Raw genomic sequence first — 13002 nt, forward strand, 5'->3', positions numbered from 1 at the left:
GATCCGGCCGCACTGGTTGCCATGTCGTGGGCCTCGCCGGAGAGGTCGATTGGCCGAGCCGTGACGGCGCTGCTGCAGCTTCGCCGAGAAGCCTGTAGCGCCAGGAGGTTGCCCGCATCGGGAGGTCTCGGCCGAGTGGTCGGGTGCGCCGGAGGTGGGCTTCGCTGGAAAGTTGAGTTCGGCGGAAACGCCCGCTGCTCCAGGAGTCGGCGACTGCTGAGTCCGTTCCGCGACTGCGGCGACCCACGAAGACATCAACGAGGAAGTGCCGGACGGATGTCAGATGCCGCACTCGGGATGTTGGTGATCGTCGCGCCGGGCTAGGGGTGTGGGCGGTGAGGTCGGCTGTCAGCTCGCGATGACCAACTCCGAGGAGGCCGACCGTTCGGGGGGATCGACCACCCCGGAGTTGGCCGGGCTGAAGGTGCGACGCCTCGGAAGGCTACCCACCTGGGAGGTAGGTCAGCCATGTCCGGGCGGGGTCAGAGGAGTCGGGCGGCGAGGAGGGCGGCGCCGTGGACGGCGGCGCGGTCCCCGAGTCGCGTGACGGCCAGCGGGGGAGCGGTACGGAAGAGGAGGCGCTCGGCGAGCCGCGACTGAAGCGGCTCGAGTAGCAGCGGCCCCGCTTGGGCTAGGCCGCCGCCCAGGACGAACAGCCCTGGGTCTAGGAGCAGTGTGGTGGCGGCGAGGCTGTCGGCCAGGCAGTCGAGGGCCTCGGACCAGATTCGGGCGGCGAGGTCGTCGGTGCCGGCCCGCGCGATCACGTCCTCCGCGCGGATGGTGCCTGGGCCGCCTTCGTCGCCGGGTGCCGTGCCGTCTGCCTCGCCAAGCCTCGCGCCGTGGACCTCGCTGCCGCCTGCACCGCCGCTGCCTGTCGTGCTGCTGGCGACGCCCACCGCGCTGCCTGCCGCGCTACCCATCGTGCTACCGGCTTCGCTGACTGCGCTGCCTGTCGTGCTGCCCACCGTGCTACTGGCGTCGCCGACAGTGCTGTCTGGCGCGTTGCTCGCCGCGCTGTCTGGCGCGTTGCCTGCCGCACTGCCTGCCGCACTGCCTGCCGCACTGCCTGCCGCACTGCCTGCCGCACTGCCTGCCGCACTGCCTGCCGCACTGCCTGCCGCACTGCCTGCCGCACTGCCTGCCGCACTGCCTGGCGCGCTGCCCGTCGCGTTGAATGCCGCGCTGGCTGGGGTGCCGGGTGCGTTGACCATCGTGCTGCCGGCGGCGGTGCTCGTCGCGGCGTCCACGGCGGTGCCCCCTGCGCCGTTCGACGTGCTGTGTGCGGCGGGGACGGCGGCGTGGCCGGTGGTGTAGCGGCGTGCGATGGACGCGGCGGAGGCGTAGGTCTCGAGGCAGCCCTTGTTGCCGCAGGCGCAGTCCTCGCCGCCGGGCCGCACGACGATGTGCCCGACCTCGCCGCTCCATCCGGAGACGCCCGGGTAGGTGGTGCCGTTCAGGATCAGCGCGGCGGCGATGCCGGTGCCGATGGCCATGAAGACGAAGTCGCCCGCGTCGCGTCCGGCGCCGAGGACGGCTTCGGCGAGGCCGCCGGTGCGGACGTCATGGCCGACGGCGACGGGGACGCCGAGCCGCTCCTCCGCCAGATGCCGCAGCGGCACGTCCCGCCATCCCAGGTTGGCGGCGCGGACGGCGATGCCGGACGTCTCGTCGACGATGCCGGGGACGGCGATCCCGGCGGCGCGGGCGGGGCGGCCGAGCGCCTCGGCGCGGGCGGCCATGTGGGCGGCGAAGTCGAGGATGCCGCCGACGGGGTCGGTGCGGTCGGTCGGCCACGACTCGGAGAGCAGCACCTCCCCGCCCGCCCCGACCCCGGATCCGGCGGTGCCGGACGGGGCGGTGCCGGACGGGGCGGGGACGAGGGCGGCTTTCATCGACGTGCCGCCGACGTCGATCGCGATGAGGGTCACTTGACCGAGCCCGCGGTGAGGCCGCCGATCAGGTACCGCTCGATGAAGACGAAGAGGATCACGACGGGAACGATAGCGATCAGCGAGGTGGCGAACAGGTACTGCCAGTGCGCCTGGTACTGGGTGACGAACGACGGGATCGCGACGGTCAGCGGCTGCCGGTTGGGCGACGCGGTGACGGTCAACGCGACGATGTACTCGTTCCAGGCGGAGATGAACGTGTAGACGACGGCGGTGATGACTCCCGGGGCGGAGATCGGGAGCGTCACCCGGAACAGCGCGCCGATGCGTCCGGCGCCGTCCAGGAACGCGGCCTCCTCCAGTTCCTTGGGGATGCTGGAGAAGTAGCCGTGCAGGATCCACACGCAGAAGGGCAGGTTGAACGCGGCGTTGACGAGGATCAGCGCCATCAGCGTGTCGGTCAGGTTGAGCGCGACCATCTCCCGGAAGATGCCGATGACCAGGGCGGTCGGCGCGAACATCTGGGTGACGAGGACGAGCAGCAGGAACGCGCCGCGCCCGCGGAACCGGTTGCGGGCGGTGTAGTACGCGGCGGGCATCGCGCACGCCAGCGTCACCACGGTGGCGACGGCGGCGACGATGAGCGACACCCGCATGTTGGTCCAGATCGGCGCGGCCTTCCAGACGTCCACGAAGTTCGACCACTGCCAGTCCCCGGGCAGGTAGGTGCCGGGCGACTTCGTCAGCTCGTGCTCGGTCTTCAATGACGTCAGGAACATCTGCAGGTACGGCGCCACGAAGATCAGCGCGACGAGCCAGCCGACCCCGGTGAGGACGACCTTGCGGACGGGAGAGCGTTTCATCGGACCTCCTCCCGCCAGCGCGTGGCCCGCAGGTACACCAGCACCATCACCAGGATCAGGACGAAGTTGACGACGGCCATCGCGGCGGACTCGCCGACGTGCTGGTCGTAGAACGCGAGCTTGTACATGAAGGTGGTGGTGGTGTCGGTGGCGTGCCCGGGACCGCCCGCGGTCATCGCCCAGATGATCGGGAACGAGTTGAAGACGTTGATCACGTTGATGATGGAGGCGATCAGGACGGCGGGCCGCAGCAGCGGCAGCGTGATCCCGAAGTAGGTGCGGAACGCGCCGGCGCCGTCGACCCGCGCCGCCTCGTACACGTCGGACGGGATGGACTGGAGCCCGGCGAGGATGACGAACGAGGTGAAGGGCAGCGACACGAACACCGCGACCCACATCATCCACACCATGGCCTGGTGGGGGTGGCCGAGCCAGTTCACCGGCTTGTCGATGACGTGCAGGTCGAGCAGGACGCGGTTGACGATGCCGGAGTAGTTGTCCAGCATCCACTTCCAGATCAGCGCGGTCATCAGCACCGACGCCGCCCACGGGACGATGACGGCCCAGCGGACGACGCGGCGGCCGGGGAAGCGGGCGTTGAGCAGCTGGCCGATCGCCAGCGACAGCACCATCGTGACGACGACGATGCCCGCGACCCACAGCAGCGTGCGCAGCACGACGGGGATGAGGGCGTCCTCGTCGAACAGGTCGGTGTAGTTGGCCGAGCCGCGGTTGCCGAGCGTGACGCCGGACGAGCTGATCTTCAGCAGCGACGTGCGGACCATCTCGATGACGGGCCACAGCACGACGACGGCGATGAGCACGATGGACGGGCCAAGCCACAGCAGCGGGACCAGCGCGCGCCCGACGCGCCTGGGCAGGGAGGCGCGGGACGCCGGACGGAGCCCGGCGTCCCGCTTCACGGCGACGTCCTGCACTCAGCTCGCCTTTTCGGCGGTCTGCTGGATCTCGTCGAGCACCTTCTTCGGGTCCTTGTCGGCGACCGAGGTGCCGAGGCTCTGCTTGACGGCGCCCGCCACCGCGGACCACGCGGGGTTGCTGGTGGGGGCGAACTTGCTCGTCGGCAGCGCGTCCACGAACTGCTTCATGTACGGGTCGGAGCTGAGCGCGTCACCGGCGGACTTCGTCGTCGGCAGGAAGCCCTCCTTGGCGAGGAACCGCGAGACGTTGTCCTTCTGGTAGAAGAAGTCGAGGAACTTCTTGACGGCCTCCTTGTTCTTGCCGTCGTTCTTCTTGAAGGCGTCGAGGACGTCCATGACGCCGAGCGTGTTGGGCTGCGAGCCCGCGTTCTTCACCGGCAGCGAGGTGACCCCGAAGTTCAGGTTCGGGTTCGCCGGGGTGATGAATCCGGCCTTGGTGAACGGGCCGCCGATCGCCATTCCGACCTTGCCCTGGGCGAACTGGTTGAACACCGTCTTGCGGTCGGTGCTCTCCGGGTTCGGCTGGGTCAGCCCGGACTTGTTGAGGTCCTTGAGGAAGTTGAGGGTGTCGATGTTGGCGGGCTGGTTGATGGCCCATTTGCCGGACGAGTCGACCCAGCCGCCGTTGTCGTTCATCGCCCAGGAGAAGAACTCCGCCTGCGCCTCCTCGGGGCCGAGCGGCAGGCCGTAGCCGATGGCGCCGGCCTTCTTGACCTTCTCGGCGTCGGCCTTGATGTCGGCCCAGGTCTTGGGCGGGTCGGTGATGCCGGCCTTCTTGAAGAGGTCCTTGTTGTAGAACATGAGCCGGGCGCTGGAGATGAACGGCAGCGTGTACTGCTCGCCGTTGAACTTGGCCTGCTCGACGAACGTGGGGGTGAAGTCGCTGAGCGTGGCCGGCGACACGACCTCGGACGCCTTGTAGAGCAGGCCGTCCCGGGCGAAGTCGGAGAACGAGTTGTAGTTGAGGATGTCGGGGACCTGCTTGGTCTGGACGTAGGTCTTCACCTTGGCGTCCATCTGGGTCCAGTCGACCATCTCCAGGTTCACCTTGTACCCGGAGTTCTTGGCCTCGAAGTCCTTGATCAGAGCGTCCCAGAACGGCTTGGTGTTGTCGTCGTAGATCGCCGCGACGAATTTGATCGTCTTGCCGTCGGAGTCGTCTCCGCCGGACGAGCTTCCCTTGCCGCATCCGCTGACGCCGAGTGCCACGGTGAGGCCCGCGGCGATGGCGCCGATGAGGTGCCGTTTCATCTGTCCCGCCTTCTTCGGCTCGCACTTGCGGACGCTCCCGCGCGTCCGTGCGTCGTTTTTCGGCCCGCATGTTCACGCCACCCCGGACCGGTCGTGCGGCGTGCCGTCGCATGACCCTTTGGCGTGGTCCTCCCACGGGCGGCGTCGGCCGCCCGGCCTCCTCCCTTTCGCGCATGAAGAATTGTGCGCGGTGCGAATGCTCACTGAGCACAAACGCGCGTGGTGGCCATGAAGATAAACACTGGTCCGTACCAGTTCAAGGGGTGCATTACGCAAGAGGCTTAACCGTTACCGGAGGGGGGCGTGGTCCGGTGTGCACGCTGGACTGGTCTGGTCGGCGGGTTTCGGGCGCCGATCGCCCGCTTTTGGTGCCCTCACTCTGCGCGGAGGCCCTGTGACCTGCTGTGACGGTCCGGAGTCGGCGGCTCGCCCCGACCGCCGAACGCTGGCCTGCGTCCTGTTTTGCCGTTCTTTAAGGGGGTAGCCCGCCGCACGACCCCGAATGAACGGCGAGGTGACGAGCACATGAACTTCCGGACCGGGTTCGCCGCCGGTGCGGGCGGCGCGCTGGCCGCGGTCGCCGCCGGCCGCGCCGGCCGCCGGGCCGCGGACCGGGTCGTCGCCCGCTTCGAGGCCCGGCTGGAGCGCTCCGTCCGGCGGCTGGCGGCCGAGGCGGAACAGGGCGGGCCGCTGGTCCGGGCGGCGCTGGCGGGCGCCCGGGCCCTCTCCGACGGCAAGTCCCCGGGCCGTGCGCTGCTCAGCTTCGGCTGGACGGCGCTGAAGGAGACCCTCAAGCGGATCTTCGGCGGCGGGCGGCGCGGCGGTCTGGTCGCCATCGTCGAGCAGATCGACGTGGGCGCGCCGTGCCGGCTGGTCTACGACCAGTGGACCCGCTTCGAGGACTTCCCGTCCTTCATGAAGAAGGTGATCAGCGTCGAGCAGGCGTCCGACGAGAAGCTGGACTGGAAGGCGAGGGTCTTCTGGTCGAGCCGGACCTGGCGGTCGACGATCGTCGAGCAGGTCCCGGACCGGCACATCGTCTGGCGCTCCGAGGCCGCCAAGGGCCGGGTGGACGGGACGGTCAGCTTCCACGCGCTGACGCCCGACCTGACCCGCGTCCTGCTCGTCCTGGAGTACCGCCCCGGCGGCCTCTTCGAGCGGACCGGCAACCTGTGGCGCGCGCAGGGCCGCCGGGTCCGGCTGGAGCTCAAGCACTTCCGCCGCCACGTCATGACCCGCTCGCTCACGGCCCCCGGCGGAGTCGAGGGCTGGCGCGGCGAGATCCATGAGGGCGAGGTCGTCAGGACCTCGTGAGACAGACCCCCGAAACCGAACCCCTGCGGAGGATACGCACCATGAATCGCGGAACCAGGGTGGGCCCGGTGCCCATCGGACAGATCGCTCGGCGGCTGCCGGTCGGCCGGCGGAGCCCGTCGGGCCTCGGCCGCATCACGCAGAACCTGCCGAGCGGCATCCCCGGCGGCAAGGCGCTCGGCGCCACCGGCGGCGTCCTGCTCGGCGCCGGCGCCGCCGTCGCGGCGAGCCGCGCGCTCGGCCGCAGGAACGACCGGGCCGACGAGACCGAGGAGCAGGAGCAGAACGAGGGCGGCGGCTCCGCCGCGAAGGAGACGGCGGGCGGCTCGGCCGGCAAGACGGCGAAGAGCGCCGCGAAGAACGCCGCGGACACCGCCAAGGAGACCGCCGGGAAGCCCGCCGACAAGGCGAAGGGCCTGTTCGGCCGGCTCAAGGACACCGTCGGCGGCGCCCTGAAGAAGGGCGGCGGCAAGGGCGGCGGCGGCAAGAAGGTGAAGGTCACCAACATCATCGAGCACACCGACATCGGTGCGCCGCGCCGCCTCGTCTACGACCAGTTCACGCAGTTCCAGGAATTCCCGTCCTTCATGAAGAAGGTCATCAGCGTCGACCAGGCGGACGACGAGAAGCTGAACTGGCAGGCGAAGATCTTCTGGTCCAAGCGGACCTGGGAGGCGACGATCGTCGAGCAGGTCCCGGACGACCACGTCGTCTGGCGCTCCAAGGGCGCGAAGGGCCATGTGGACGGGACGGTCAGCTTCCACGAGCTGGCCCCGAACCTGACCCGCGTCCTCGTGGTGCTGGAGTACCACCCGCAGGGCCTGTTCGAGCGGACCGGCAACATCTGGCGCGCGCAGGGCCGCCGCGTCCGGCTGGAGCTCAAGCACTTCCGCCGGTACGTGATGACGCAGTCCCTGACCCGCCAGGACGAGGTGGAGGGCTGGCGCGGCGAGATCCGCGACAGCGAGGTCGTCAAGACCCACGAGGACGCGCTGAAGGAGGAGGAGAAGTCCGGGAACGGCCGCAAGGCCAAGGGCGGCTCCGGCGGCAAGAACGGCGGCAAGGAGAAGGACGGCGCCAAGGAGAAGGACAAGGAGTACGAGGAGGCGTCCCGGTAGCCCGACGGCGTCCGCGCGGACGACCGTCCGCGCGGACGGTCGTTCGTGCGGGCAGGGCGTTCGTGCGGGCAGGGCGTTCGTGCGGGCAGGGCGTTCGTGCAGGCAGGGCGTTCGCGCAGGCAGGGCGTTCGCGGGCGGTCAGCGGATCATGCGGGCCAGCTCGACGCGCGACCGGATCCCGAGCCGGGTGAACACGTTGCGGAGGTGGTGGTCGATGGTCCGGGGGCTGAGCAGCAGCCGCGCCGCGATCTCGCGGTTGGTGGCGCCCTCGGCGACCATCCGGGCGATGTGCGCCTGCTGCGCGGTGAGGCCGGTCAGCGCGGGCGGCTCCCCGGGCCCGGAGGCGGTGCGCGGTGCAGCCGTCTCCGGGTCCGGGGCCGGGCCCGCGTCGCCCGCCGCGCGCAGCTCCGCGCGGCCCTGGCCGGTCCACGGGACGGCGCCGTACCGCTCGAAGATCCGCAGTGCCGTGCGCAGGTGCTCGCGGGCGGCGCGCGGGCGGCGGCCGCGCCTGAGCCGGGCGCCGAACAGCAGCTCGGTGCGGGCCAGCTCGAACACCGCGCCCGCCGACTCGTGCAGCCGGAGGGCCTCGGTGTAGTGGGCGGCGGCCTCGTCGTCGCATTCGGCGAGCAGGGCGGCGCAGCGGCGGGCGAGCGCGAGCCGTCCCGGGGTCCGCGTCGCCTCCGCCCAGCGGGTGAAGTCCTCGGCGGCGCGGACGGCGGGCTGCCGGTGGCCGGTGTACGCGAGGGCCTCCACCAGGTGCGGTGCGGCGAGCAGCCGGGCGAGCGGATGCGCCAGGCCGGCGCCGCCGGGCAGCCGGAGCCGCGCGGCGGCGTCGGCGGGACGGTCCGCGGCGAGGTCGAGGCAGGCGGGCGCCCAGGCGCCGAACGCGGCGGCGCGGATGAGCCCGCGCCGGTCGGCCCCGGCGAGCCCGCGCCGGTCCGCGCCGCCGGAGAGCGCTTCGAGGTGCCGGTGCGCCGCGTCCCGGTCGCCGTTGAACCCGGCGACCAGCGCGAGCGCGGCGAGCTGCTCGGCGGCGTGCCCGTGCTGCCCGGTCGCCCGCGCCAGCCGCAGTCCCTCGTGGCAGGCGGCGACCGGCACCGGCGGATGGCCGAGGAGCGTCTCGCAGCGCGCCGCGGTCGCCAGCGCGTACGACTCGGCGGGCGCGTCGCCCCGCAGCCGCGCGGACGCGACGGCCCCGGCCGCGAGCGCGCGCGCTCGGCCGTCGCCGAGGGCGAGGGCGGCGAGCGCCGCCCACGCCTGCGCGGCCGAGTCGTCGCCAGAGTCGGTGCCGGTGCCGGTGTCGCCCGCCGAGCCGCCGGCGAGCGCCTCGCCCAGCCGGACGGCCCGGCCGAGCAGGCGCGCCGCCTCGGTGTAGCGGCCGCGTAACGTCGCGGCCATCCCGGCGAGGTGCGCGCGCATCAGGTCGGTCCGGGGCGTGGCCGGCACGCCGGGCAGGTGCGCGGCGCGCTCGGCGATCTCGGCGTACGCGGTGTGGTCGCCGGCGGCGTCGGCGGCCTCGGCCGCCCACATGAGCGCCGCGAGCGCCACCGCGCCGTCGGTCCCGGCGAGCCGTTCGGCGGCGTCCCGCAGCATGGGGACCGCGGTGGCCGGGGATCCCGATCCCGCCTCGATCCCGCCGCGCAGCAGTTCGGCGAGCCCCGCGCGCGCGCCGTCCTGGTCCAGCGGCCGGACCTGCCGCAGGACGGCCCGCGCCCGGCGCGCGCGCCCGCCCGCCCAGGCGTCGGTGGCGGCGGCCAGCAGCCGGTCCGCGCGCGCGCCGCGTTCCGACGTCAGCGCCGCGGCGCGCTGCCACGCCTGCCACGAGTCGCCGTACCGGCCCGCCCGCCGGGACCGCGAGGCCGCCTCCGCCAGCTCGTCGGCGATCCGGTCGTCGGCCTCGCCGGACAGCGCCGCGCGGTGCCAGATCAGCGACGGCCGCTGCCAGTCCTGCACCAGCACCTGCGCGAGCAGCGCGTGCGCGGCCCGCCGCTCGGCCCGCGACGCCTCCGCCCAGAGCGACGACCGGACGAGCCGGTCCCGCACGACCACCGCGTCGTCCCCGGCGACCGCGTGGTCGGCGAGCCGCAGCAGGCCCGACTCGCGCGCCGCCTCGATCTCCCGCGCGCCGATCCCGGCCGTCCGCGCGGCCCGCGCCACCGTCGCCGCGCCGAGCCACTCGTCCGCCGCCACCATCAGTACGAGCCGCTGAGCGCCCGGCGGGAGCCGCAGGTGGCGGCGCCGGAACAGGGTCCGCAGGACGCTGCCGGGAGGCAGCGCGCGGGGCGGCGGGGCCCCGCCGGACAGCTGCGCGGAGGTCAGCCCGCCGGCCAGCTCCCGGACGGCGAGCGCGCACCCGCTCGCCAGGTCGACGACCTCCTCCGCGAGTTCGGTGCCGAGGGAATCGCCGACGGCGTCCTGCAGGATCCGCAGGCTCGCCTCCTCGTCCAGCGGCGGCAGCCGCAGGTGCGGGATGCCGGTGAGCGGTGCCTGTGTGCGCGCGGCGAAGACGATCGCGAGCGGCTCGTCCCCGACGCGGCGCGCCGCGAACGCGAGGGCCTCCAGCGTGACCGTGTCCAGCCACTGCGCGTCGTCCACCCGGCACAGCACGGGCCCGGACCGCGCGGCGATGCTCAGCAGCTCGCAGACCGCCGAGTACAGGACGAACGGGGCCGGGGCGTCGCCGCCGGACAGCGGCGCCAGCGCCGTCCGGAACGCCGGCGGCAGCTCCCCGGCGAGGTCCGACAGGGGCCGCAGCAGCCGGTGCAGCCCCGCGTACGGGACGTCCGCCTCGGCCGGGACGCCGATGGCCGTGAGCACCCGGAAGCCCTCGGCGGCGGTCCGTTCGGCGGCGTCCAGCAGGGCCGTCTTGCCCATGCCCGCGTCGGCGACGACGGTCAGCGCCCCGCCGTGCCCGCCGCGCGCCCGGCCGAGGAGCCCTTCGACGACCCGGAGTTCCCGGTCGCGTCCGTACAGCCGATCGTGTCCAGACAACACACCCATGGTGAGCAGAGGAGCACGCACCGGCCGGACGGTCCAGAGCCCCGTTCTGTTTCGGGGCGCCCGCGCAACGGGACCGGGCCGCGGTTGTGCGCCGGCACAGTGCGGGGCCGGATCGGTGGTCCCACAGTACGCAGGGTGGCACGATGAGGCCCCCTGCGTTGTGCCGGAGGTGGCGGGCGATGACGGCGAGCCGGTCGGGAACCACGGACCGCGCGGACGCCGGGGGCCGGGACGCCCTCCGCGGGAACCCCGCCCACCGGGAGCCGCCGCGCCGCGACCCCGCCCGCCAGGACCCGCCCCGCCCCGACCCCGCCCGCCAGGACCGCGACCGGGACCCGGGCCGCGCGGACGCGGACCGGGCGGTCCTGCGCAAGGCGGTGGCGCGGCTGACCGACCGGCTGCCCGACCTCGCCGACCGGCTCGCCGCCGAGATCCTTTCCGGAGACGACGGCGACCGCTCCGAGCAGCTGCGCGCCGACCTGTGGGAGGTCTGCCGGGTCGGCCTCGGGCACGGCTTCGAGGTGATCCTCGACCCCGCCCGGGGCCGCACCGACCTGGACTGGGCGCGCCGGCTCGGCCGGCGCCGCGCCCACCAGGGGCAGCCGCTCGACCAGCTGCTGCGCTCCTACCGGCTCGCCGGGCGGGTGTTCTGGGAGGCCGTCGTCGAGGCCGTCGGGCGGCACGACCCCGGCAACGTGCCGGCGCTCGTCCGGCAGGCGACCCGCACCTGGGACACCATCGACGAGCAGTCCGGCGCGGCCGCCGCGGCCTACCACCAGACCGAGTTGTCGCTGGCGCGGCGCAGCGAGGAGCGCGTCCAGGCGATCGTGGACGCGCTCCTGGACGGGCAGGGCGCCGACGGCGGGCTGCTCGCCACCGCCGCGTCCGTCCTCGGGCTGCCGGCGGCGGGCCGGTACGCGGTGGTGATGCTGGGCGCCGAGGGCGGGTTCGAGAGCGGGTTCGCGGGCGGCCTCGACGGCGAGTTCTCCGGCGAGCTCGCGGGCGGCCGGGACCGGCGCCCCGGCGACATCGGCGGGATGCGGTTCATCTGGCGGCTGCGCGCCGACGCGCAGGTCGCGCTGGTCGCGCTCGGCACCGCGGAGCTCGACGACCTCGTCGACGCCGTCCGCCCCTACGCCCGCTCCCACGCAGGCGTCAGCCCCGTCGTGCACAACCTCGCCGAACTGGGCGGGGCGCGGTGGCTGGCCGAACTGGCGCTGCGGACCTGCCGCGGCCCCGGCTCCCAGATCGCGCGCCTCGACCGGCGCCTCCCCGACGCGCTGGTGCTGTCCCAGCCGCGGCTGGCCGGCCGGCTCGGCGACGTCGCGCTCGGCGGCCTCACCGGCGTGGACCCCGCGTTCCGGGACGTGCTGCTCGCGACCCTCACCGCCTGGCTGGACTGCGACGGCTCCGCCGCCCGCGCCGCCGACCGGCTGTTCTGCCACCGCAACACCGTTCTCAACCGGCTCCGGAAGATCGAGCAGCTCACCGGCCGGACCCTGGCCCACCCGCGCGACCTGGTCGAGATCGCGCTCGCCCTGAGCGCCGTCCGCCTCCACGGCCCCGCCCCGCGGTGACGTGCGGCGAGCCGCCGCCATGCCGGTCGGAAGACGGCGGCTCGCCGAGGCTCAACGGACGACGGCGCGGAGGAGGCGGAAGTAGTCGAAGGGACGGAGGGCGTCGGTGCGCCGCCACGCCTCCGGGGGGACGGCCCGCTCCAGGGTGAGGTTCTCGACGACGTCCAGGCCGTGCACCCGGAGCAGCGCGTCGACCTCGTCCGGCGCGAACCGGGACCGGGACGGCTCGCCCGCGTCCCGCGTGACCTGCGCGGCGACCTCGGCGTAGGCGTCGCCCTCGGCGTCCCGCAGGCCGGGCGGCAGCGCGTAGTCCATCACCAGCTCGGTGCCGGGCGCCAGGCGGCCGATCTCCGCGAGGGTGCCCGCGACCGCGTCGGGCGTGAGGAAGTAGCTGACGCCGAGCCAGCTCACCAGCGCCGGGCGGGCGGTGTCGAACCCGGCGGCGGCCAGCTTCCGGACGGGCCCGTCCGGCTCCTCGAAATCGACCGGAACGAGCGCGGCGTTTCCGGGGACGGGAATCCCGGCGGCGTCCAGCAGGCCCTTCTTCCACTCCTGCGTCGCGGGATGGTCGGCCTCGAAGACGCGCTTTCCCTCCGGCGCGCGGAACGCGTAGGTGTCGAGTCCCGCGCCGAGGACGGCGTACTGGCCGAAGGCGCCCGCCCGCGCCTCGGCGTAGCGGCTGCGGACGGTGGTGATCGCGCGGGTGCCCGCGAGGATGATGTGGTCGCCGCTGCCGCGGTGGTAGCCGATCATCTCGTCGGCGAGCCCGCCGAGCAGCCGCGCGACCAGCGGGTCGGCGAAGATGAGGGGCCGCTCGTCCACCAGCGGGTGCGCGGCGCGGGCCGCCGCGGCCGACAGCGCGGTGCTGCTGGGCCGTCCTTCTTCCATGGCCTGCCTTTCCTTCCGGTTTCGCGGGCCGGGCCGGGTGGCGTCCCGGCCTCGTGAGCCGAATTCCGTGAGCCCGTGTTCGAGAAAGGCAGCCTATTCGCCGATAACACGAGCATAGCAGCGTGAAATAAATTCCCCATATACCTCGCGTCAAGATCAGG

9 protein-coding genes are annotated in these 13002 nt (G+C 73.4%); 3 read left to right on the forward strand and 6 right to left on the reverse strand.

The annotated features are described in order from the left end of the window. Positions 1 to 482 precede the first annotated feature (482 nt). Genes J4557_RS50890 through J4557_RS13500 form a run of 4 tightly spaced genes read right to left on the reverse strand, consistent with a single transcriptional unit; the run spans position 483 to position 4944 of the window. Positions 483 to 1928 carry an ROK family protein gene (locus tag J4557_RS50890; RefSeq protein WP_208266864.1) on the reverse strand — a complete coding sequence of 482 codons (1446 nt, stop codon included), beginning with the start codon at positions 1926 to 1928 and terminating at the stop codon, positions 483 to 485. Then, positions 1925 to 2752 (reverse strand): carbohydrate ABC transporter permease, encoded by an 828-nt coding sequence (locus J4557_RS13490; RefSeq protein ID WP_208266865.1) that lies wholly within the window; start codon positions 2750 to 2752, stop codon positions 1925 to 1927. Before J4557_RS13490 ends, J4557_RS50890 begins: the two co-directional genes overlap by 4 nt. Further along, positions 2749 to 3690, reverse strand: coding sequence for a carbohydrate ABC transporter permease (locus tag J4557_RS13495; protein ID WP_307799744.1), 942 nt, complete (start codon positions 3688 to 3690; stop codon positions 2749 to 2751). Before J4557_RS13495 ends, J4557_RS13490 begins: the two co-directional genes overlap by 4 nt. After that, a complete protein-coding gene (locus J4557_RS13500) occupies positions 3691 to 4944 on the reverse strand; it encodes an extracellular solute-binding protein (protein ID WP_208266866.1) in 1254 nt (417 codons plus the stop codon). A 525-nt stretch (positions 4945 to 5469) separates the two neighbouring features. On the opposite strand from J4557_RS13500, the gene J4557_RS13505 reads away from it, so the two are divergent. After that, on the forward strand, positions 5470 to 6258 hold the full coding sequence (locus J4557_RS13505; protein ID WP_208266867.1) for an SRPBCC family protein: 789 nt from the start codon (positions 5470 to 5472) through the stop codon (positions 6256 to 6258). A 68-nt stretch (positions 6259 to 6326) separates the two neighbouring features. Continuing rightward, positions 6327 to 7376 carry an SRPBCC family protein gene (locus J4557_RS13510; protein WP_307799746.1) on the forward strand — a complete coding sequence of 350 codons (1050 nt, stop codon included), beginning with the start codon at positions 6327 to 6329 and terminating at the stop codon, positions 7374 to 7376. Between the two features lie 138 nt (positions 7377 to 7514). On the opposite strand, the gene J4557_RS13515 is transcribed toward J4557_RS13510, so the two are convergent. Then, positions 7515 to 10367 (reverse strand): helix-turn-helix transcriptional regulator, encoded by a 2853-nt coding sequence (locus tag J4557_RS13515; RefSeq protein ID WP_208266869.1) that lies wholly within the window; start codon positions 10365 to 10367, stop codon positions 7515 to 7517. Positions 10368 to 10555: 188 nt separating this feature from the next. Here J4557_RS13515 and J4557_RS13520 point away from each other — a divergent pair, with 188 nt between their 5' ends. After that, positions 10556 to 11953, forward strand: a complete 1398-nt coding sequence (locus tag J4557_RS13520; RefSeq protein ID WP_208266870.1) for a PucR family transcriptional regulator — start codon at positions 10556 to 10558, stop codon at positions 11951 to 11953. A 51-nt stretch (positions 11954 to 12004) separates the two neighbouring features. Here J4557_RS13520 and J4557_RS13525 read toward each other — a convergent pair whose 3' ends face one another. Next, entirely contained in the window at positions 12005 to 12841 is an 837-nt protein-coding gene (locus tag J4557_RS13525; protein WP_208266871.1) for a class I SAM-dependent methyltransferase, read from the reverse strand. Between the last annotated feature and the right edge of the window lie 161 nt (positions 12842 to 13002).

It is taken from the genome of Actinomadura nitritigenes, assembly GCF_017573545.1.
Taxonomy (GTDB): domain Bacteria; phylum Actinomycetota; class Actinomycetes; order Streptosporangiales; family Streptosporangiaceae; genus Spirillospora; species Spirillospora nitritigenes.